The sequence below is a fragment of the Acidithiobacillus sp. genome, from assembly GCF_023229925.1.
Taxonomy (GTDB): Bacteria; Pseudomonadota; Gammaproteobacteria; order Acidithiobacillales; family Acidithiobacillaceae; genus Acidithiobacillus.
This window is the reverse complement of the sequence record NZ_JALNYM010000001.1, coordinates 1,120,188-1,141,809: the sequence shown is the minus strand read 5'-3', so window position 1 is coordinate 1,141,809 and position 21,622 is coordinate 1,120,188. Positions and strand designations below refer to the sequence as shown.

Sequence of the window (21,622 nt, the reverse complement as noted above, 5' to 3'; positions counted from 1 at the left end):
CCGCTTGTGCAGTCACCCCATCACAAAATATAGCGGGACAAATCCTCGTCCTGCGCCAGATCTTTCAGGCGACTGTCCACATAGGCGGCGTCGACTTCCAGGGCTGTAGTGCTGCCGTCCGGTGCGACAAAAGCCACCTCTTCCAGCAACCGCTCCATGACAGTGTGTAATCGCCGAGCACCGATGTTCTCCACCCGTTCATTCACCTGCTGGGCAATTTCGGCGATACGCTGCACGCCATTCTGGGTAAAGTGTAAGGTTAGCCCGTCGCTGGCCAGCAAGGCACTATACTGCCGGACTAGCGCATTCTCCGGCTCCTGCAGTATCCGCACCAGATCCGCTGCACTGAGGGCTTCCAGTTCCACGCGAATAGGCAGGCGGCCCTGCAGTTCGGGAATCAGGTCTGAGGGTTTGCTGAGGTGGAAGGCGCCGGAGGCAATGAAGAGGATGTGATCGGTCTTCACCACTCCGTAACGGGTGCTCACATTGGAGCCTTCCACCAGTGGCAGCAGATCGCGTTGTACCCCCTCACGGGAGACGTCAGAACCTTGCTGCATGCCAGAGCGCACCGCCACCTTGTCGATTTCATCAATGAACACTATGCCGCCGGACTGCACCCGTTCCACTGCCAGAGCGCGGACCTCCTCTTCATTGACCAGCTTGGCGGCTTCATCGTCCGTCAACAGGCGCTGCGCCTCGGGTACCGTGACCCGGCGCGTGCTGGTTTTGCCCGACGTCATGTTGGAGAACATGTCGCGGAGCTGGTTGGTCATTTCTTCCATGCCCGCCGGGGCCATGATCTCTACACCGCCCTTGGGGGCGCTCACCTCGATCTCGATCTCCTGCGTATCCAGCTTGCCTTCGCGCAGCATCTTGCGGAACTTCTGGCGAGTGCCCTCATCGCTGCGCGGTATGCTGCTGTCGCGCGGACCGGGGATGAGGATGTCAAGAATCCGCTCCTCGGCGAGCTCCTCAGCACGCTGGTGCAGCGCGGCCTGACGTTCGCTGCGGACCATTTCTACGGCGGTTTCGGTCAGATCGCGGATGATGGATTCCACATCCTTGCCCACATAACCTACTTCAGTGAATTTGGTGGCTTCTACCTTGATGAAGGGGGCATTGGCGAGTTGCGCCAGACGCCGGGCGATTTCCGTCTTGCCTACTCCCGTAGGCCCGATCATGAGGATATTTTTGGGGGTGATTTCCTGATGCAGCGGCGGTGGCACCTGCCCGCGCCGCCAGCGGTTGCGCAAGGCAATGGCCACGGCACGCTTGGCCTCGGACTGGCCGATGATGTACTTGTCCAGCTCCTGGACGATCTCGCGGGGGGTCATTTCAGACATGCTCATAGTTCTTCAATCGTGTGGTTGTGGTTGGTGTAAATGCAGATATCGCCAGCAATGCCCAAGGCACGTTTGGCGACTTCACGGGCGGGCATGTCGCTGTTTTCCAGTAGGGCACGCGCCGCTGACAGGGCGTAAGGCCCGCCGGAACCAATAGCGATGATACCATGTTCGGGCTCTAGTACGTCGCCCTGCCCAGTGATGATCAGGCTTTGTTTTTCATCCGCGACGGCGAGCATGGCCTCCAGACGGCGCAGTACCCGGTCAGTGCGCCACTCCTTGGCCAGTTCCACTGCGGCCTTGGCCAATTGGCCAGGATGGGCCTTGAGTTTGGCCTCAAAACGCTCCAGCAGGGTAAAAGCATCCGCCGTAGCCCCGGCAAAACCGGTCAGTACGCCCGGATCTATGCGGCGCACCTTGCGGGCGTTGCCCTTCATCACCGTATTGCCGAGGGTCACCTGGCCATCTCCGGCCATGACCACATTGGCACCCCGTCGGACACAAAGAATCGTCGTCCCGTGCATTTGCTGCGAATCTGTCATACTTTCCCCTCAAAGTGCTTCGTATCCTGGTCGCCACGCCGTGCCCGCGGGTGTGCCTGGTCGTAGACCCGCGCCAACTGCTGATAATCCATATGGGTATAGATGGCGGTCGTGCCAATATCTGCATGGCCTAAATATTCCTGCACCGCGCGCAAGTCGCCGGACGACTGCAGCAGATGGCTGGCGGCGCTGTGGCGCAGGGTATGGGGATGCAGCGGTTGTCTCAGTCGGGCCTCCCCCAGCTTTTTGACCCGCATCTGGATGCTGCGCACGCTGAGCCGCCGGCCGCGTGGATTGACGAAGAGTGCCGTTTCCTCACTTGCCGGGCGCAACGCGAGGTAGGCGCGGAGCGCCACCCAGGCGGGTTGACCCGCCGGCACGATACGCGCCTTGCGCCCCTTGCCCAGCACCCGCACGGTGCCGCCGTGACGATCCAGATCGCCCAGATTGAGTCCTGCCAGTTCACTGACGCGCAGGGCGCTGGAGTACAACAGTTCCAGGATCAGTTGATCACGTACGCTGGTGAAATTTTGGGGCGCCGCCGTTTCGGGAGTAGCGGCAGGATGCATCAGCAGGTGCGCCTGATCCACCGTCAGCCAGTCGGGCAGACGCTGTTCCGCCCTGGGCATGGCGAGGCCCTGCACTGGGTTGCGCAGCTCGGGCGCGTCATGTTGCAGATGGCGATAGAGGGCGCGTAATGCCGCGAAATGCCTGCGCAGACTGCGAATGGCCACGCCCCGGCTGCGCTCCGCTACGAGGTAGGCGCGCAGACTGCTGCGATCTATTTGCGCGATCTCCGTCTGTCCGCGTTGCTGTGAAAACCGCGACCAGGCGAGCAGGTCGCGGCCATAGGCGCTGATCGTGGCCGGGCTGGCCCTGCCGCTCTGCCGGAGTGCTGTGATAAATTGGGCAATGGCGGTTTCAATCAGCATGGGTTCAGACAGCGATCCAGTGCCGCTGTGACGAGGCGGGCAATCTGGTCGAGCAGGTCGGCCCCAGCGTCCTCGGCATAGCGGCCGGGGTGCTGACTGCCGAGCAAAATACCCCCTTGCAGATGCTCACCGGCAAGGGGGATCAGAGCGAAGGACTCCAGTCCCGCCCCTGCCGCGCCGAAGAGGGTGCTGCGCAGCCGCGGGCTGAGAGTCAGTCCGGTCGCGGCGCGCAACAGCGGGAACCCATTTAGAATCTCCTGAAAATCCGCCTGGTCCAGTGGCAGGAATTGCGGCAGATCGGCCATGGGCGCGCGGGCGATCAAGGCCATTTCCTCGACCTGAAAGCCCTCCCGCAAACGGGTGATAACGGTATTCAGGGTCGCGGTACAATCGGGCGTCTGCAGCAGTTCGGTGGCCAGATCGGAGAGGTGCAAGCCGAGTGCGGCATTCTGCTGGGCGGCACTCAGCAGCGCGCTGATGCGTTGGTGCAGCCGGACGTTTTCCTCGCGCAGTATCTGTGCCTGCCGCTCCAGCAGGGAGGAGGCCGAACCGCGCCCGACATGGGGCAGGGTCAGGGTATGGAGCAGGTCTTCCTGGTCCCACAAAAATTGGGGATGCTGACGGAGATAGGCGAGGACCTGATCCGCCCGGTCATCCGTTTCGGGGGTTGTGGTCACTCAGTCATCCTCCCAATGGGTTTCATTGTAACGTTCAGCGGCGCTATGCACCTCCAGTGCGGCGATCAGGCGTGCCAGCATTTCGCCCTCCTGATCGTTGAGCTTGTGCAGAAACGCTAATGGGGTTGCATCGCTGTTCAAACTCCTGGCAATGGCCTGTAGTATTGCATCCTGCATGATGTTTCTCCCTTCGCTGTCATTGTTGCAGTGATTCAGTTTGACCAGGGCCAGACCCCGTCAAAAACCACTTGCGCCGGGCCGGTCATCAGGACCGGTTGTCCAAGGCCAGCCCACTCGATCTGTAGGGTGCCGCCGGGCAGAGTCACCGCCACCGCATGATCCAGCTCGTCCCAGCGGATACCGGCGACGACTGCTGCGCAGGCGTTGCTGCCACAGGCCAGAGTCTCCCCGGCACCGCGCTCCCAGACCCGTAGTTGAATATGGCCTCGGTCACGGACTTCCATGAAACCCACATTGCAGCGTTGGGGAAAGTCCGGGTGTGTTTCAACGCGGGGACCCAAGGTGGTTACCGGTGCATCGGCCACCCTGGACACGCGCAACACCGCGTGGGGATTGCCCATGCCGACGGCGGCGATGCGCAGAGTGTCGTCCCCTACGGACAGCAGGTATTCGGGCGCTTCTTCATTGCTGCGGAAGGGAACCTCAGCCGGGGCGAGTTGCGGGACACCCATGTTGACGGTGACTTCACCATTATCCTGGTGATGCAAGATAAGGCGTCCGGCCAGCGTCTCGACAGTGATGAGCTCTTTGTCCGTGAGTCCGGCGCGGTGCACGAAGACGGCAAAACAGCGGGCGCCGTTGCCGCACTGTGCCACCTCTGTGCCATCCGCGTTGAAGATGCGATACCGGAAATCCGCATCGGGAGACATCGCGGTCTCTACGAGCAGAATTTGATCGCAACCGACGCCGAAGTGGCGGTCGGCTATGGCTCGGATCGCCTCGGGGCGCAGTTCGACCCGTTGACGAACGCCATCGAAAACGACGAAATCGTTACCCAGGCCCTGCATCTTGGTGAAGCGCAGAGAGGAGGACGCAGAATCAGCATGGGGGTGGCTCATGCCCTGAGTTTAGCAATGTCTGCCCGGGGAGGACAGTGCGCGTCAGCGTTATTATTTGGCTGGGGGACGTGGATTCGAACCACGGTTAGCGGAGTCAGAGTCCGCTGTCCTACCGCTAGACGATCCCCCAAAAGAGGGGCGAATGATAGCCGTGGCGACCGGCCCGTGTCAAATGGCTGGCGCCTTATCTATACAAGGTTTGTTGCGCGTTGTAAAAAGGGTGTTGTGAAAATGTTGCAAAGTGTTCACGCCGATGCTATAGTTTCCTTCGTGGTATTTGAAATAATTGCTCTCGAGGAGGAGCTTAGTCATGAAAAAGAATCTCGTAGCTTTGGCCGTTGCGGCGGCTTTTGTGGTCCCTGGCGTTGCTTTCGCTTCGACCAGTTCCAACAGGGACACCGGCCCGGTTGTTTTCGGTTATGCCCAGATCACCGGCGCCACGCAATTCGGTATTCCAGCCACACAGTCCAGCGGACTGGTCTTCGGCGCCAACCGTATCCGGTTGGGCTTCAAGGGTGAGGCGGTGCCCGGTGTGACTTACTTCATCCAGGGCGCTTGGGATAATGCTGGTCTCGGCAATGCAGTCAATTCGTCCCCGAACAGCAACGGCCTGCTTAACAACGGCCTTGGCGGCCTTAGCGGTAGTCAGGCACAGCTGATGGATGCCTGGGTCAACTACGCACCGGTGCCCTTCGTACAGTTGCAGGTCGGCAAGTTCAAGACCCCGGAAGGTCTGGAATATACCGGCACTGCGGGTAATGAACTGACCTTCATCTACCGTAACATGAACCAGTCCCTGTTGCCCGGACGTTCCGCGGGTGCCATGTTCCATGCCGACGACGTGATGGGTACCGGCATCGGCTACGCCGTGGGTATTTTCGATAATACCTCACTGGACAATTATACTGCCTTCAGTAACAGCGGTACCCTTACCGCTGGCGGTGGCCAGAGTGGATTACTCAACGGCAACGGCAAGTACATCGTGTCCGGCATGCTGAAGTACAGCATGGGTCCCCTGTTGACCGCGGAAGTCAGCGGCAGTATGGGTACAGAGAACGGGTATGGTACCGACAACCTGACCAGTTGGAACGTTGGCGTCCAGGGTGGGATGATGGGCATCCACTACGGTGCTGGCTACACCAAGGCTTCCGGCGTGGCCGCATGGCCTTACCTGAATACCAATCCGTTGTATACCCCGGTCACTTATGCCGCTACGGATTGGCATGCTGAGCTCGCTGCCAACCTGTACGAGATGACCCTGACCCCTGACTGGCTGGACGTCGAGGCTGCCGCGCGTTATGACCAGTATGCAGTCCATGGTCGGGGCACCCTGGGTAACGCAACCGTTGGCGTGAATTACTTCGTGAACCCCAATAATCCCCATGCGGCTGAAGTCCAGTTGAACTACATCCTGGCGACCCGTGGCGGCTCCATCAACAACCTCTATGGCAATCCTAACGGCGGCGGCTTTGCCCCCATCAACGGAGTGGCCTACAACACCCTGATGCTGCAGTTCCAGGCTGGCTTCTAAGTTCAAATCAGTCTTCGGGCCGCTCCGGCGGTTCCATTGCCGCCCCTTCGGGGGCGGTTTTTATTTGCTTTTTGGGGTGGATACCTTTATAAGAAAACCCGCTGCGGGGCTTGTGGCCTCTGCGTTTTTTCTTATGACCGTTTTTGGGGAATATCAGTGGCTCGTCAAATCCGTAATATCGCCATCATCGCCCACGTGGACCACGGTAAGACCACGCTGGTGGACCAACTCCTGCGCCAGTCGGGTACCTTTGCCGCCCACCAGCAACTGGAAGAGCGGGTGATGGACAGCAACGATCTGGAAAAGGAGCGTGGCATCACCATTATGGCCAAGAACACGGCGGTGCAGTGGGGCGACACCCACATCAACATCGTCGACACCCCTGGCCATGCCGACTTTGGCGCCGAGGTGGAGCGGGTGCTGGGCATGGTGGACGGCGTATTGCTGTTGGTGGATGCCGTTGAAGGCCCGATGCCGCAGACCCGTTTCGTTACCCGCAAGGCGCTGGAACTGGGTCTCAAGCCAATCGTGGTCATCAACAAGGTGGATCGCCCCGGCGCCCGCGCCGACTATGTCATCAGCGCGACCTTTGACCTCTTCGACAAGCTGGGTGCGACGGAAGAACAACTGGATTTTCCGGTCATCTACGCCTCCGGTTTGCAGGGCTATGCGGGGGAAAGCCCTGAAGTCCGCTCCGGTGACATGAAGCCGCTCTTTGAGATGATCCTCGGTCATGTGGCGGCGCCCGAAGGCGATCCCGATGGTCCCCTGCAGATGCAGATTGCCGACCTCGATTACTCCAGCTATGTGGGACGTATTGCGGTCGGTCGCATTCGCCGGGGCAGCATGCGTCCGGGGCAGGATATTGTCCTTATTCACGGCGTCGATAAGACCCAGACCAAGGCGCGTATCCTTCAGCTCCTCGGCTTTGATGGCCTCAAGCGGGTGCCGTGGGAAAGCGCTACGGTGGGTGACATTGTCGCTGTAACCGGCATTGAAGAACCCTCCATCGGCGCCACCATCGCGGCGCCCGAAGCGCCGGATGCGCTGCCGTGGAAACCCATTGACGAACCCACCCTGAACATGACGTTTCAGGTCAATACCAGCCCCTTCGCGGGCCGGGAAGGGAAATTTGTCACCAGTCGCCAGTTGCGTGAGCGTCTTTATCGCGAGTTGCTGATCAACGTCGCGTTGCGGGTGGAAGATACGGACAACGCCGATGTGTTCATGGTGTCCGGGCGCGGCGAGTTGCACCTGACCATCCTCATCGAGAACATGCGCCGCGAGGGCTACGAACTGGCGGTGTCGCGGCCGCGGGTGATTCAGCGCCAGGTAGACGGCGTATGGGAAGAACCCTATGAGGCGCTGACGGTGGACGTGGAAGAACAGCATCAGGGCACCATCATGGAGCGCCTGGGCATCCGCCGCGGCGAGTTGCAGGACATGATCCCCGATGGCCGGGGCCGGGTGCGCCTGGAATACCGGATTCCGGCGCGCGGGCTGATCGGCTTCCACACCGAGTTTTTGACGGCGACTTCCGGCACCGGGGTGATTAGCCATATTTTCGACAACTATGGTCCGGTCAAAGGGACTATTCCGGCGCGCAACAACGGCGTGCTGATCTCGGCGGAAGAAGGCGAGGCGGTGGGTTTCGCGCTCTTCAATCTGCAGGAGCGCGGCCGGATGTTTGTCAGCCCCGGCGACAAGGTCTACGAGGGTATGGTCATCGGCATTCATACCCGTGACAACGACCTGGTGGTCAACCCGCTCAAGGAAAAGAAGCTGACCAATATGCGCGCCTCCGGTTCCGATGAAAACATCATGCTGACGCCGCCGATTAAACTGACGCTGGAAGCGGCAGTCGAGTTTATTGCCGATGACGAGTTGGTGGAAGCGACGCCGCAGTCCATTCGTATCCGTAAGCGTTATCTGACGGAGAATGAACGTAAAAAGGCATCGCGCGGCGGCAGTTAAGCTTCGCTTTGGATGGATGACGGGAGATGGCCCGGAGCGCAGGTAAGGTTCCGGGCCATTTTTTTGTCTCGTGTCGCCAGCGATGCCTACGGTGTGGGCGCCGCGCGCGTTTTTTCCAGGGTGATCAGGCGGAACCAACCGCCGACAGCGGCGGGGAGGTCGCTGACGATCTGCAGTTCGGGCCGTTGTGCCAGAAGGTCCTCGAACACCAGGTCGGTATGGGTGGCAATGGGGCCGGACAGGGGGGCAAGCAGGCGCCGCCAGAAGGCGCGTTCACCGGGGCGCACAAACTTGTCGAGGAGCAGTATCCGGCCGCCAGGTTTGAGGACGCGGCTGGCTTCCGCGAATGCCCGTCCGGCATGGGGTACGACGGCGAGTATGAGATGCATGACGACCATATCGAAACAATCATCCGGGAAGGGCAAAGCCTCGGCGTCGGCGCGAATAAGCGGGAAATGGGGAGACAGGCTTTGTGCGTGGCGGAGCATGGCGTGAGTGATGTCGATACCGACGGCTTCGCAGGTGGCAGGCAGATAAGGAATATCCAGCCCGGTGCCGATGCCATCGACCAGGACGCGACAGGGCGCCGGCGGAATATTGCTGAGGCTGCGTTGCCGCAAGGGTGCGGAGAAGGCGCGCACCGCCGAATTATAAATGGGCGCCCAGAGCGCGTAGGCGCGCTGCAGGCTCTGGCGGCTCAATGAAAGACGGTGGCCACCGCCAGACGAAAGGCGGGGATAGGGACGACAAAACTCTCCCCGGTATCGCTGACCCACTCGAAGCTGCCATGCATGCTGCCTACGGGCGTGGACAGGACAGACCCGCTGGTGTAGCGGAAGCGTTGACCGGGCTGCAGCGTCGGCTGTTCACCGACGACGCCTGGCCCTTTGACTTCCTGGATATGGCCCTCGGCGTCCGTAATGATCCAGTGGCGATTGAGGAGCTGTGCCGTCTGCGGGCCGTTATTCTGCAGTGTGATTTGATAAGCGAAGGCGAAATGTTCCTGCTCCGGGCTGGACTGTTCCGGCAGATAGCGCGTCTCGACGCTGATCTGGATTTCTGTGGGGGCATGCTCTTCCATGGTGTGCTCCGGGCCGTTGGTCGGCGTTACGATTCAGAAACAGTCTAACGGTCCGGGGGCAGGCTGCCAAGTTATACCGGCCCACCGATCAGCGTTTGTGCGCGGCGGCCGGGCGGGGGCGGTAGAGGATGAGTACGCGCCCGATGCGGCCGACAACGTCGGCATGACTGGCGCCGGACAAAGCCTCTACCATGTCGTCCCGTTCGTCGTGGGGTACCTGGGGCAAACGTATCTTGATGAGTTCGTGGGCGTTGATGGCGACTTCCAGTTCGGCGAGGACGCCGTCGGTGACGCCATGGGCGCCGATCATGACGACGGGCTTGAGGGCGTGCGCCTGTCCACGCAGGGTTTGTCTTTGTTTGGCGTCCAGCATGGTATCCTCGTCAGTCTGATTGGGCCGCTATGGTGTAGCGGCAGAGTGTACGTTTGCGGAGGGCGGGGGTCAAAGCCCGGAGGTGTGTTTTGGCAAGAAGTAAATCCAGTGAGAAGTGGCTGAAGGAACATTTTAAAGACCCATTCGTGCAGCGCGCGATGAAGGAGGGGTATCGCTCGCGCGCGAGTTACAAATTGCTGGAGATTCAGCAGAAGGATCACCTGATCCGTCCGGGTATGCGGGTGCTGGATGTGGGCGCGGCGCCGGGTGGCTGGACGCAGGTGGCGGCACCGCTCATCGGCAGGAAGGGGCGACTGGTGGCGGTGGATCGTTTGCCTATGGACCCGGTGGCGGGCGCCATAGTGATCTGCGGTGACGTCTATGAAGATGCCGTGCTGGCCGCCTGCCGGGATGCCTTGCCGGATGGCGCTGACTTGATCATGAGCGACATGGCCCCCAATATGTCCGGCATTGCCAGCGTCGATCAGGCGCGCGCCATAGATCTTGCGGAGCTGGCATTGGATATGGCCCATCGCTGGCTGGTGCCGGGTGGTTCGCTGCTGATCAAGGTGTTTATGGGGTCCGGCGCGGAGGCGTTGCGCCGGGCGCTGCGCCAGGACTTCAAGAAGATCGTGGTACGCAAGCCGGAAGCCTCGCGCGCGCGCTCCACCGAGCAGTACTGGCTGGCGCTGGACTTTCAGGGAGTTGCGCAGGAAAGGTTGGACAACGGCGGGGCGAGTTCCCTATAATCTGGCCCACGCGCAGTTAGCTCAGATGGATAGAGCGTCGGCCTCCGAAGCCGAAGGTCACTGGTTCGACTCCAGTACTGCGCACCAAATAAAATGATAAGTGGGTGCAGTGGCCCCTAAATCCTGCCTTGGCCTATTCGGAAACGCATCATCCTCGTTGGCCAAAATCTTGTATGGCATCGGCAGCTTGCCCACCGGGAAGCGAAAGCACGTCCTGACAGGGATGTTCAACACTTTGATGGATCTGATCAGAGTGCCGAAAGACTATCCGCCCAGTAAATAGCCTCTATTTGCAATCTGTTCAGTTGATCGTAGTCCGTTAAGCCCAAGCGTTCCATCAAAGTATGCACCGCATCGTTCTCGCCATGCTCGATGCTCTCTGCCAAGGATAGTAGCACTCCTAGTTTTTCTTCGTAGTTGAGCAGCGCTGCCTGTAACTGATCATCAAGATTAAGCAGGCTAAGGATTTCAACCAATGGTTGGTTAAACAGGACATCCATCAAGCTAAGCATGCCTACCATAAAGGCGCGATCCTTTAATTCTGCCCAACCAAGCGCTTTGGCCAATCCTTCCATAAAGTGGCCCCGTGCAGCGGCCATATGCACGAGCGTGCTGGTGCTGGGGTTAGTACCGTTTTGTTGAGCAAATACCATGATCTGAATCCATCGACCCAACTGGATACGACCCAGCTTTACAATCACTTCCCGCACAGTGGATATTTTTCCGAGCGAACGGAAAGCTGCCGAATTGATCAATTTTAGAAGGTTCAGAGTTATATCCGGTGCTTGCTTCAGCGCGTCATTCAGCTGATGGGTTTCTGCATCTGACATTACCAGGCTAAGCAGGTTGAGGAGCACCATGTTCGAAGGTTGTATGGACTTACCAGAGAGCACGGTAGGTTTTTCGAGGAAAAAGCCTTGGAACAGATCGAAACCCAAGTTTCTACAAAAAGTGTATTGCTCTTGAGTATTCACCTTCTCCGCCAGTAATGTGCAGGCAAAAGGACGCAGCTTGTGCTGGATCTCCACGACTTTGGCCTGAGATATCGCGAGCACATCCACCTTTACCACGTCGATGAGCGGCAGAATGGCTTCATAACCTTCTGCAAACTCGATAATATCATCCAGAGCTAGTCGGTACCCTAAGCCCTTTAAATGCTGACAGCGATCAATCACCCGCGGCGTTAGGGGAACTGTCTCGAGAATTTCCAGTACCACCATATCCTGGGGTAATGCCTCGATGACGTTGCTCATCAGCAATGTTTCCGACAAATTGATAAAGCCCTTTTTTTCACCAAGAACCTTTTGTATGCCCAGGTCGGAAAATGCGTATTGGATGACGGCAGCACTGGCGGCAACATCATCTAGTAGTGTGGCCGTGTTGTCTGTGCTGGACCTGAAAAGCAATTCATATGCGACTAACTCGTGCTTACGCCCGATGATGGCTTGCCGCCCAAGGTAAAATTGGTTTGCTGTCATGTTGCTTTAGTGTTGACTCCTGAGGCCCGTCTTTCAAGAAAAACTTTAGGCATGTATGGGTGTTCACGATGCGTCAAACCTTCAGCCCCGTCGGCGTAACGTTCGGCAAAAAATCAGACGGTCATCAGGTCGACGAATTCGCTTGCGCGGCGAGATAGATTCTCCGCCGTCCTTCATGCTTGGCTCGGTACAGCGCCTCATCGGCAAGGGCGATCGTCTGATCCTGCGTCAGGCCTGGCCTGAGCGCACTGATGCCGCCACTGAAGCTGGCATGCAGCGGATAATCACGCGTATGGAATGGGCGCAGGTGTAGTTGTTCCTGAACACGCTGCAAGATACCCAGAGCCTCTTCTGGTGAGGTGTCGGGCATCAATAAAACAAATTCTTCGCCACCATAGCGGGAGATGGTGTCACTCCCCCGCAGTGTGTCGCGCAGGACTTGAACTACGCCGCAGAGCACCTGATCACCGAGATCGTGACCATACATATCGTTGACCCGTTTGAAGTGGTCGAGGTCGATAATGGCAATGGCAAGGGGCTGCGCCAGGCGTTGCGCGCGAGCGGCCTCGCGCGCAAAAGCGGCTTCCAGGCCGCGTCGATTCAACACACCGGTGAGTGGATCCACATGAACCAGGGCGCTGACCGCAGACATTTCCTCCTCCAGTGTGTAGATTCTGGCTTGGGCAGCCTGAAGCCGGGCTTTGGCGGAGCGTAGCGCATCTCTGGTTTCGGTAGCATGATTTTTGATGATTTTGCTGGTATCCACGACCGATGCCACGATCTGACGAATTTGTTTCCAGTCCTCCGTTGTGTTCAATGCTTCAGCAAGTTGCTCCAGTTGGATGTGTACCTGACCACTCTGATCCGCCAGCCCATCCACGGTGGTCAGCACCAGATGGATCAAGTCGCGAATGGCTTGCCGCGCTTCGTGAACCCCGCTTTTAAGTTTGTCCTGCTGGAAGAGCACTTCCTTGACGCTGGCAATGGCTTGATCAATTCCAGCAGGGTTGCGGACATCGCGGGTGATTGCTTGAATCACATGAATCTGACCATCAAGCCATCGTTCATCCTCAACCAAATCAGAGACGTTGTTGAGCAGCAGCGATATGAGTTGTTGCAGGCCCTCACGAATATGCAGATCGTCTTGTGCGAATTGATCGGTGACCTGCCAGATTTTATGAATATGGGGAAGCAGCTGATCGGGTGTGGTTTCGGTTTGTGCCAATAAAGCGTCGATCTGCAGTAATGCTTCGTGTGTCTTGAGTGCCTCCCAAACCTTTGAACCCAGGGCATGCCGAAGGCTGGTAATCCACAGTTGACGCCAGGGCTGACAATCGCCATCGCCGTGGTGGATGGGGGCGTCGGGCTGAAGCAGTCGGCTGGGCATGCGCTCCCACTGCTGAATGGTGGCCGCCAGTTGGCGGGCAACCTCTTCGGCATCGCTACCTCCCAGAACCCGGTCTCTGGCCGCTATTTTTTGCAAATGCGTAAGCCCCGCCTGTGAACGTTCCCACTCATTGAGCAGGCGGCGGCACAAGCCCGGCCAGGCTATGGATGATGGTGCCGCGGGGGGCGTTTGGGCAATTTCCGAATAGAATCTGGCAAAGTATTCCGGGGTAGGAGGCAGTTGTGCCTCCGCAATCCGACGGAGAGCTTCATGCGCAATGTCTGCAGGTTTTTGAAGGGGCACGCGTAGAGATCTCTGTCAGGATGCAAGTAATAGCACTGGATGATACCTTAACCGGAAAACGATGGAAGTGCTTGTCGCTTCAGGCCACGAAGTGTGGTGCCTGCGACAGTCGGCATTTCGAAACCATACTGGATGACTGGAATACAGTGCGGAAGTGCATGCGGATAGCGGCTATCCCAGTCAGGAACGGGAAGGACCACTCAAAGCCTCAGGCTACCGGAGTCGTATCCAACGGAAAGGCGGTCGCAACCACCCGCTGCCCGAATGCCAGCAACGGCGCAATCATAGAATCCCTAAAGCGCGGGCGCGCGTTGAACATGTATTCGGCGCCATGGAGCAGATGGGTGGCAAGAGTATCCAGACCATCGGCCAGGTCGGAGGTGTGGGCCGATAATTAAACGCATTCAAAGATATATAACATAGGCGTCAATTGGATCTATTTCCGTGATGTAATTATTGTTTACTATACTATCTATCTCAGGAATAATATTGTCAGTATTTAACCCGCACCACTCGATAGATCGTTCACAGATATTGATTTTCACCCCGGCGGATTTTGCAGACCTCATGGCTTCGTGTATTAAGCATAATGACTTTTCATCAATGCCGCTTTCATCTGCCAGCGTTGTTGCAATAATTCCAGATTCGCCAGTTATTATGATTTCAATATGGTAGCCATCTGAGGCAGATTTCGCCTCATTAAAAACATTTGCAATGGTGGATGCATTTCTGGTGTCTAACGTATTAATAAATATAAAAAGTCTATTCATTTTTTGTCCGTTTATATATCTTAATATAAAGATAGATGTCAACCATGGGCTACCCCATGGAGGGCTGCGGGGGCTTCCCCAGAAAAGACCAGACTAATGCGTGCAGCAAGTTAACGCACCGCTTGCGTAGAATTTCCAGATGGGATCTGACGGTGTAGAAGGTGGTGCCCCCATCAAAGATCAAAAAACAGCTAGCCACTGTAAGGGCGGTTTTGGTTATGATGGCCATGGTGTTCTTCCGTGCATTTTGTGGGCTTCCGATCAGAAACATAGGCGATACTGGCGCAGAGCGCAATGCAGGCGACTAACGGCGTGTTTCAGATGTAAAAACGTGGCCTCCCCACTTTTCAGGGGGCAGCACGGGGCAGATATGGCCCCTTGCTGGGCATTTACCCTATACCCCGGCCAGTTCCATCTGCTGGAGGATATCTGCAAGCATCTGATAGGTGGGCGCGACCGTGACGCCTGACGCTGGCACCTTGCCTTCCGCTGTAGCGGCGCCCGCCAGACGGCGGAACACATGCGGAATAGCCTCATCGGGAATGCCGCCCACTTTTGCGCCACGATAATTACTGGAGAGTGACTGGATGGCCTTGGGTAACCGCTTCAGATCGGTAGAGCCATCGGCCAACAGGTAGGGCAGCTTCCAGGTGGACGTCTTGCTGGGATTGCCCACATAGGCAAAGCAACGAGCAGGGATCTGATACTTCGGATGAAGCAGCGCATCCTGATCAGCGCCAGCAGTATCCTCGGCAGATAGAACGGCACCAAGCTGCCCCAGCAACGATAAGTCGGCGGGCATCTCACAAGGACGGTGGACGCCATCCATGCTCACCCACCAGAGCGCATCAACCGGCGCTTCCTCCTGGGCTAGATCGAACACTACGCGCGGACTCCACCCACCATCAACGATGTCTGCAGCGAAGAACAGGATGCCATCACAGACGGCCACCTACTTGACGTGCTGTTCGTGGGCGTAGCGGATGGCCTGGGCGAGCGCATTATCAACGGCGGTCCTTGTTAGGCAGGCTACCTGGGCGCTTGGCCTCGACAATCCGGCGAGGTCTTGATAGTTGCTCATAGGTGTTCCTTCGGGATCTGGGCGGTCTATGCGGCAGTGCTTACATGGTGCTTATAGACTCAAAACCTACCGCCCCCGCTCACGTCCTGACACATGGTTTTATTTGGTGGGCCCGCACGGACTCGAACCGTGGACCAAGGGATTATGAGTCCCCTGCTCTAACCAACTGAGCTACAGGCCCTAAAGAAAGGCGTGGAATGCGATGACCCCACGCCCGATACCGCTAAAAAACATCAGTCACGACGGGATCGTCACCTCACCGTCCACAAAACTGCGCAAACGCTCCGATCGAGAGGGGTGGCGCAGTTTACGCAGCGCTTTAGCCTCAATTTGGCGGATACGCTCACGGGTAACGTCAAATTGCTTGCCGACTTCCTCCAGCGTGTGGTCGGTATTCATCCCGATACCAAAACGCATACGCAGCACCTTGGCTTCCCGCGCCGTCAAACCATTATCGAGCAGTTCCTCGACCACTTCACGGATTGCCGCGTTAACGGCCGAATCCGCTGGCGCCGTTACGTTCCGATCTTCGATGAAATCGCCCAGATGCGAATCTTCGTCATCCCCAATGGGCGTCTCCATAGAGATGGGCTCCTTGGCAATTTTCAACACCTTACGGATTTTGTCCTCAGGCATCTCCATCCGCTCCGCCAACTCTTCAGGCGTCGGTTCGCGTCCCATTTCCTGAAGCATCTGCCGACTGATCCGATTGAGTTTGTTGATGGTTTCGATCATGTGTACGGGAATACGAATGGTCCGTGCCTGATCCGCAATACTCCGCGTAATGGCCTGGCGTATCCACCAAGTCGCGTAAGTAGAGAATTTGTAGCCACGCCGGTATTCAAACTTGTCCACTGCCTTCATCAGGCCGATATTCCCTTCCTGAATCAAATCCAGAAACTGCAAGCCACGATTGGTATACTTTTTGGCGATGGAAATCACCAGACGCAGGTTGGCCTCAACCATCTCCTTTTTGGCACGTCGTGCTTTGGCCTCACCAATAGACATCAGTCGACTGGCCTCTTTGATCTCAGCAACCGGCAAACCAGCACGCCTCTCAATGTTTGCCAGTCGCTTCATGATCGACACGACATCATCACGAAACTCAACCAAACGAGCACTATAAGTGTAGCCACCTGCAATTTGCTGATCAATCCAGGCAATATCACTCTCGTGACCGGGGTAACTACGTACAAAGTCTTTACGCGGGAAACGTGCACGTTCAATGCACAGTTCCATCATCTCCCGCTCGCACTGACGTACCTCCTCGGTCAGCTCGCGTAGTGCATCGGTCATGACATCGATCTGGCGAACATTGAGCTTGATTTCCAGAAAGCGTTCTGCAAGCTCACGACGCTGCTGCTGGTAACCTTCCCCACGCATTTCACCATCGGCATGGCTGACGAGTAACGCAGCGTAAGCGGCGCGGATGATCGCGAATCGTTCCAACGCTTCTTCGAGTTGCGGGCCTTTGTCTACTTCGACATCGCCGTTTTCGGAATCTTCGTCGTCGTCCTCAACCTCAGTCTCGTCACCCTCTACGAGTACGGTATCCTCATCCTCGCTGACAGCCTCCGCATCCAGCGCATTAGGATCGATAAAGGCGTCGACCACTTCATCCAAACGTGTCTCGCCACGCTCCACCCGATCGGCGGCGTCCAGCAGAAGCGAGATGGTTGTCGGACAGGTCGATACTGCACGCAGCACCTGCACCAAGCCGTCTTCAATACGTCGGGCGATTTCAATTTCGCCTTCACGGGTCAGCAGTTCCACGCTACCCATCTCGCGCATGTACATGCGCACCGGATCACTGGTCCGCCCGATATCCGCCTCGACCACGGCCAAGGCTTCCTCTGCGGCTTCTTCCGCCTCCTGAGCGGCGACCACAGTACCACCTTCACCATCCATGAGTAGGGTATCGTCATCGGGGGCTTCCTCGAAGACCTCGATGCCCATGTCATTGATCATGGAGATGACATTTTCCATCTGCTCAGGGTCGAAAACCTCTTCGGGCAAATGATCATTGATCTCGCGATAGGTCAGATAGCCTTGCTCTTTACCGCGCGCAATAAGCCGCTTCAGCTCAGACCGCTGAGATTCATTATCCACTGCACTCTCACCGTCTCTCATAACCACCCTGCACTCGCGGAAAGCCGCATATTATATAAGAAAAACCACACGCATGGAAAGGTGCTTTGTCATAGGCTTGCGTCCTCAGCCCTTTTTCTGCATTTGACTGGTTCAAACATCCCTCCGCCTGCCGCGCCGGGACAAGCGTACCATCTCTGCTCGCTCCTGCTCGGAAAGCGCACTCAAACCACCCTGATCCGCTGCCCGGCTGATAAAGTGGCTGCGCGCTGCAGCAAGACGCTGATTCAGTCGCGCCACACAGCCCGAAATTTCAAGCTGTGTCGACGCGCCATCTTCTACGCCGCCAGCATCAGTCATCACCAGCGCATAGCACATTTCCGCATGTTCCGATACCGACAACTTTGCGAACAACTCGTGAGAACTTAAATGGGTCATGTTGGCCAAAATATCAAGTGCCTCCGCCAGATTTTTTACCGTAGGGTCACCGTCGAAGAGAAACGGCAGCAAATCGCGATCCAGCGTCTGCCACGCAGGGTCCTCCGGGTGGTTCAGCAAAAGTCGCAAGGTGGTTTTATAAAGGGATGGCCCTCGGGATGCGTTGAGCGACGGTTTGCGTGCCACGCGCGGCGCCGCCCGCCGGGTAACCGGCGCTAACCCGCAAAGATCCTGCACCCGTTGCTCATAGACCTCACGCAAGATCGGATCACTTACCCGCTCCAAAAAATTGCGCGCCGCATGCAGAAAAAGAGCCTTCTCGTCTTCTGCTGCAAGATTGTGTCGGCGTTGCAGTTCTTCCAAAAAGAAATCAATGGCCGGGCGCGCGGTGGGAAGTAGTGATTCAAACGCCGCTGCTCCGTGCTGGCGCACCAGTGAGTCAGGGTCCTCCCCATCGGGCAGAAACAACACCCGCAGCAGACGCCCCTCGCGCAGATGCTCTGGTGCCATCTGTATCGCGCGCCAAGCGGCATGACGGCCCGCATTATCACCGTCAAAACAAAGTAGTACCTCAGCCGCCGCCCGGAACAGTATTTCCAGTTGGCTATCGCCCAAGGCAGTCCCACTAGCAGCGACCGCATAGTCGATGCCGGCTTGGTGCAAGGTAATGACATCCAGATATCCCTCCACCAGCAGGATACGTCCGGCACGACGCACACCCTCCTTCGCCTGATGCAGGCCATAAAGCACCCGTCCTTTGTGGTAAAGAGCACTTTCCGGAGAATTCAGATATTTGGGCTCGTGTCCATCAAGGCTGCGCCCGCCGAGCCCTACCGCTTGTCCTCGCCCATCGCGTATCGGGAAAATCACCCGGCCGCGAAAACGATCATAGAGTGAGCCGTCGTCACGACTGCTGACCAATCCCGCACCCAGCAACTGCCGCCGCAATAATGCGTCAGTGCCGAGTTTTTGGCTCAGAAACTGGGCCGCTGGTGGTGCATAACCCAGTTCAAAGCGCGCGATAGTGTCGGCACCCAATCCTCTTCCACGCAGGTATTCCTGGGCTGGCGGATATTCTGAGAGCATGGACTGGTAAAGGGCGACAGCTCTTTCCAGGATGGCACGCAGCGGCCGCAGGTCTTCCTGTTCTGCCGTGGGGCTATCTTCTGGCAGCGCAATGCCCGCTTCTTCGGCGAGTGTTTTCACTGCTTCAGGAAAAGATAGCCGATCATGGGCCATCAAAAATCCAATGGCATTTCCATGTGTATGGCAGCCAAAACAGTAATAGATCTGCTTATCCGCGCTGACAGAAAACGAGGGGCTTTTTTCCTGATGAAACGGACAGCAGGCCCAGAAATCCTTTCCCTTTTTTTTCAGCGGTACACGACTGTCGATAAGGCGCACTAGATCGCTGTGCTCCAGTACGGCATCGATAAATGCGGGAGAAAAGTTGGCCATTCGTCAGCGTAACTCCAACTCGCTGACACCGCCACCACCATGCTCTGGTCGCGCCATGCGCCATTGGCTGACTCGGGGGTCCTGGTCGGCAAACTCGCGCACCATTTCCGCAAGTACGCCATTACCCTTACCATGCAGAATCTCCACCTGCTGCCGACCGGCGGCCACGGCACCATCCACATGACGGCACAAAGCCGCCAAAGCGTCTTCCCGAAGCTGTCCGCGCAAATCCAGACGCCATGGATGATCTTCCGGGGTCGCATACTGCGTGCTGCCTTTTTCCTTGGGGATCTGCAGCGCTGCATCTACCGCGAATTGTGCGACAGGCACCCAAAGCTGTTTGCCCCGCAATTGAATCTGTACCCTTTGCTGAGCCGGATCTACACGCAATACTTGGGTCACTTGCCGGAGCGGCAAAAATAGGCCCTTAGCCCCTACGGCAGGCAGGCCGTTCGCAGTATGCTGCTCTTTCGACCGAAAAGGGTCTTCCAGACGCTGCAGGGCTGCCGACGCGGCCTGCGTATCCCGCCCTGACTTGAGCGCCGCGATAGTTTGCCGTACCTGCTGGCGCGCGGCCGTCAGAATATTTTCCCATTCCGCGCGCGCTACAGAAGCCACTTTATCACGTTCTTGTCGTGCCGCTTCCAGTTCGCGCTCTAGACGTCGGGCAGACTTTTCGGCTTCGTAGTGTGCCAATGCGGCCTCATCCATGGCTTGCTGTGCGGCCCGTAACAGGCCCTCCCGCTGCGCTTCCCAACGCTCCCAGTCCTCACGGTCATCGGCGTAGAGCGCCTCGGCGCGGGCCATCAGCGGCGTTGGCATGCCCACCCGACGAGCGATCGCCAGACCATGACTGGCGCCGCCCACGCCCCACTGCAGGCGATAGGTGGGCGCCAGGCGCTCTGCATCGAAACCCATCCCTGCCAGCACCACCGCTTCATGGCTCAGGGCATAGCGTTTCATCACTTCCAGATGGCTGGTGAGCAGCGTGCAGGCGCCAACCTTCAACAACGCCTCAGCTACCGCCTGGGCCAAAGCACCCCCCTCCCGTGGATCGGTGCCATTGCCCAATTCATCAAGGAGCACGAGACTGTGGGCATCAGCATGCTCCAGCATTTCCCGCAGACGCTGCACCTGCGCCGAAAAAGTAGAAAGATCTGTGTGAATATCCTGGGCATCACCAATGACCGCAAAGCACTTCCGAAAATAACCCAGAGTGCCTTCCGCCGTTACCGGCAACCCCATATACGCCATCAGATGATTGAGCCCCACCGCTTTCAGGGTTGCCGTCTTGCCACCGGTATTGGGGCCGGTAATCACCAGTTGGCGCGTGTCCGCCCCGAGATGCACTGCGTTACCCACGACCTGCCCCGGATGACGCAGGCAAAGTAGCGGATGGCGTAGGGCCTGCAGATCAAACGCCGCTGCAACGCCCACCTTGGGCAAAGTCCCGCCATAGGCGTCACCCAGTTCCAGTCCTGCCCGTACCGCATCCAGGCGGCCCATATGCCGCAAGGCCGTGACGATGCCCGGCACCTCCTCCCCAACAGCCGCACTCAGGACGCTGAGAATACGTTCCTGCTCCTGAAGCTCAGTACGTCGGTCCTGAACCAACTGATTATTCAGATCGACAGCAGCCAGTGGTTCTACAAAAAGGGTTTCACCGCTGGCCGAGCGGTCATGAATGATCGCCTTGATACGCCCCTTGTGGCTGGCTTTGAGGGGTAACACGTAACGCTCATTACGCTGCACGATGATCTGATCCTGCCAGTATTCCTGCGAATCAGGATTGCGCAGAACGCTCTGCAAGAAACGTTGCAATTCGCCGCGGCTGGTCCGTAGGCGTTGACGTAGGCGGGCGAGATCGGCGCTCGCCGTATCTAGGAGTTCGCCCTCTTCATCCAACGCCATGTTGAGGTTGCGCGACAAGGTCACAGGAGGATCAAGCTCTGCCGCCAGTCCGGTCAGGGCATCCACGGTCTGACGCAACGCCGCGGCGTAACCCTTCTGCGCTGTCAGCACGTTGAGCACCGCGCGCAAATCTCGTCCGCTGAGCACAGCGCCAGGGCGCTGAGCCAGATCCAGCAAGGTATTTACATCGGGGATATCAGAAACAGGGAGCGGAAAACCGGCGGCAATACGCTGTGACAAGCACTGTGACCAGCTCAGACGATCATGGATTTCTGCGAGTGTCACCCACGGCACGGTCGCCGCAACATGCCTGCGGCCATAGATATGGCCACAATGCTCTGACCACGCGCTCTGCACATCACCGGCATCCAGAGCCCGCCAGAAGCTGTGCTGCCAAGGGGCAACCCCGGCCACAGTCACCCCCCGT

At 57.8% G+C, this 21,622-nt stretch carries 20 protein-coding genes, 3 tRNA genes and 1 pseudogene; 5 read left to right on the top strand and 19 right to left on the bottom strand.

Translation table 11 applies throughout. The features are described 5' to 3' along the window. Window positions 1-20 precede the first annotated feature (20 nt). From hslU to M0P56_RS05705, 7 genes are all read right to left on the bottom strand, one after another. Window positions 21-1,343 carry an ATP-dependent protease ATPase subunit HslU gene (hslU, locus tag M0P56_RS05735; protein WP_291509079.1) on the bottom strand — a complete coding sequence of 441 codons (1,323 nt, stop codon included), beginning with the start codon at window positions 1,341-1,343 and terminating at the stop codon, window positions 21-23. A gap of 2 nt (window positions 1,344-1,345) precedes the next feature. After that, the gene (hslV, locus tag M0P56_RS05730) at window positions 1,346-1,867 is read right to left on the bottom strand and encodes an ATP-dependent protease subunit HslV (protein ID WP_291509252.1); all 522 of its coding nucleotides are present in this window, start codon (window positions 1,865-1,867) and stop codon (window positions 1,346-1,348) included. Between the two features lie 14 nt (window positions 1,868-1,881). After that, window positions 1,882-2,817: a tyrosine recombinase XerC gene (locus tag M0P56_RS05725; protein WP_291509078.1), complete on the bottom strand. Its 936-nt coding sequence runs from the start codon at window positions 2,815-2,817 to the stop codon at window positions 1,882-1,884. Continuing rightward, the gene (locus M0P56_RS05720; RefSeq protein ID WP_291509077.1) at window positions 2,811-3,494 is read right to left on the bottom strand and encodes a DUF484 family protein; all 684 of its coding nucleotides are present in this window, start codon (window positions 3,492-3,494) and stop codon (window positions 2,811-2,813) included. Before M0P56_RS05720 ends, M0P56_RS05725 begins: the two co-directional genes overlap by 7 nt. Then, on the bottom strand, window positions 3,495-3,671 hold the full coding sequence (locus tag M0P56_RS05715; RefSeq protein ID WP_291509076.1) for a hypothetical protein: 177 nt from the start codon (window positions 3,669-3,671) through the stop codon (window positions 3,495-3,497). A gap of 35 nt (window positions 3,672-3,706) precedes the next feature. After that, the gene (gene dapF, locus M0P56_RS05710) at window positions 3,707-4,573 is read right to left on the bottom strand and encodes a diaminopimelate epimerase (RefSeq protein ID WP_366110273.1); all 867 of its coding nucleotides are present in this window, start codon (window positions 4,571-4,573) and stop codon (window positions 3,707-3,709) included. A 56-nt stretch (window positions 4,574-4,629) separates the two neighbouring features. Then, window positions 4,630-4,703 (bottom strand) — tRNA-Gln (locus tag M0P56_RS05705). Window positions 4,704-4,883: 180 nt separating this feature from the next. Between M0P56_RS05705 and M0P56_RS05700 the strand changes: the two genes are divergently transcribed. Both M0P56_RS05700 and typA read left to right on the top strand, forming a co-directional pair. Then, window positions 4,884-6,104, top strand: a complete 1,221-nt coding sequence (locus tag M0P56_RS05700; RefSeq protein ID WP_291509075.1) for a porin — start codon at window positions 4,884-4,886, stop codon at window positions 6,102-6,104. Window positions 6,105-6,260: 156 nt separating this feature from the next. Further along, complete coding sequence (gene typA / locus M0P56_RS05695) at window positions 6,261-8,078, top strand: translational GTPase TypA (protein WP_291509074.1); 1,818 nt, start codon at window positions 6,261-6,263, stop codon at window positions 8,076-8,078. Between the two features lie 86 nt (window positions 8,079-8,164). Here typA and M0P56_RS05690 read toward each other — a convergent pair whose 3' ends face one another. From M0P56_RS05690 to yhbY, 3 genes are all read right to left on the bottom strand, one after another. Beyond that, window positions 8,165-8,779 carry a class I SAM-dependent methyltransferase gene (locus M0P56_RS05690; protein WP_291509073.1) on the bottom strand — a complete coding sequence of 205 codons (615 nt, stop codon included), beginning with the start codon at window positions 8,777-8,779 and terminating at the stop codon, window positions 8,165-8,167. Next, the gene (gene apaG / locus M0P56_RS05685; RefSeq protein ID WP_291509072.1) at window positions 8,776-9,159 is read right to left on the bottom strand and encodes a Co2+/Mg2+ efflux protein ApaG; all 384 of its coding nucleotides are present in this window, start codon (window positions 9,157-9,159) and stop codon (window positions 8,776-8,778) included. Before apaG ends, M0P56_RS05690 begins: the two co-directional genes overlap by 4 nt. Window positions 9,160-9,247: 88 nt before the next feature. Then, window positions 9,248-9,532, bottom strand: a complete 285-nt coding sequence (gene yhbY / locus M0P56_RS05680; RefSeq protein WP_291509071.1) for a ribosome assembly RNA-binding protein YhbY — start codon at window positions 9,530-9,532, stop codon at window positions 9,248-9,250. An 89-nt stretch (window positions 9,533-9,621) separates the two neighbouring features. On the opposite strand from yhbY, the gene M0P56_RS05675 reads away from it, so the two are divergent. Both M0P56_RS05675 and M0P56_RS05670 read left to right on the top strand, forming a co-directional pair. Next, window positions 9,622-10,281 (top strand): SAM-dependent methyltransferase, encoded by a 660-nt coding sequence (locus M0P56_RS05675; protein ID WP_291509070.1) that lies wholly within the window; start codon window positions 9,622-9,624, stop codon window positions 10,279-10,281. A gap of 10 nt (window positions 10,282-10,291) precedes the next feature. Further along, window positions 10,292-10,368 (top strand) — tRNA-Arg (locus M0P56_RS05670). A 161-nt stretch (window positions 10,369-10,529) separates the two neighbouring features. Here M0P56_RS05670 and M0P56_RS05665 read toward each other — a convergent pair. Continuing rightward, window positions 10,530-11,759: an EAL domain-containing protein gene (locus M0P56_RS05665; protein ID WP_291509069.1), complete on the bottom strand. Its 1,230-nt coding sequence runs from the start codon at window positions 11,757-11,759 to the stop codon at window positions 10,530-10,532. Window positions 11,760-11,883: 124 nt separating this feature from the next. Beyond that, window positions 11,884-13,449, bottom strand: a complete 1,566-nt coding sequence (locus M0P56_RS05660; protein ID WP_291509068.1) for a diguanylate cyclase — start codon at window positions 13,447-13,449, stop codon at window positions 11,884-11,886. Between the two features lie 104 nt (window positions 13,450-13,553). Here M0P56_RS05660 and M0P56_RS05655 point away from each other — a divergent pair. Beyond that, window positions 13,554-13,822: pseudogene (locus tag M0P56_RS05655) on the top strand (transposase); the annotation flags it as partial. Window positions 13,823-13,853: 31 nt separating this feature from the next. Here the strand turns inward: M0P56_RS05655 and M0P56_RS05650 are convergent. The 7 genes from M0P56_RS05650 to M0P56_RS05620 all read right to left on the bottom strand — a co-directional run bounded on the left by M0P56_RS05650 (window position 13,854) and on the right by M0P56_RS05620 (window position 21,609). Further along, the gene (locus M0P56_RS05650) at window positions 13,854-14,219 is read right to left on the bottom strand and encodes a hypothetical protein (RefSeq protein WP_291509067.1); all 366 of its coding nucleotides are present in this window, start codon (window positions 14,217-14,219) and stop codon (window positions 13,854-13,856) included. 394 nt (window positions 14,220-14,613) lie between these two features. Continuing rightward, the gene (locus M0P56_RS05645; RefSeq protein ID WP_291509066.1) at window positions 14,614-15,171 is read right to left on the bottom strand and encodes a hypothetical protein; all 558 of its coding nucleotides are present in this window, start codon (window positions 15,169-15,171) and stop codon (window positions 14,614-14,616) included. After that, window positions 15,172-15,300, bottom strand: coding sequence for a hypothetical protein (locus tag M0P56_RS05640; RefSeq protein ID WP_291509065.1), 129 nt, complete (start codon window positions 15,298-15,300; stop codon window positions 15,172-15,174). Window positions 15,301-15,404: 104 nt separating this feature from the next. Beyond that, a tRNA-Ile gene (locus tag M0P56_RS05635) sits at window positions 15,405-15,481 on the bottom strand. A 56-nt stretch (window positions 15,482-15,537) separates the two neighbouring features. Then, a complete protein-coding gene (gene rpoD / locus M0P56_RS05630; RefSeq protein ID WP_291509064.1) occupies window positions 15,538-17,430 on the bottom strand; it encodes an RNA polymerase sigma factor RpoD in 1,893 nt (630 codons plus the stop codon). 111 nt (window positions 17,431-17,541) lie between these two features. Beyond that, complete coding sequence (gene dnaG / locus M0P56_RS05625; RefSeq protein ID WP_291509063.1) at window positions 17,542-19,284, bottom strand: DNA primase; 1,743 nt, start codon at window positions 19,282-19,284, stop codon at window positions 17,542-17,544. 3 nt (window positions 19,285-19,287) lie between these two features. Continuing rightward, a complete protein-coding gene (locus M0P56_RS05620; RefSeq protein ID WP_291509062.1) occupies window positions 19,288-21,609 on the bottom strand; it encodes a Smr/MutS family protein in 2,322 nt (773 codons plus the stop codon). Window positions 21,610-21,622: the final 13 nt, after the last annotated feature.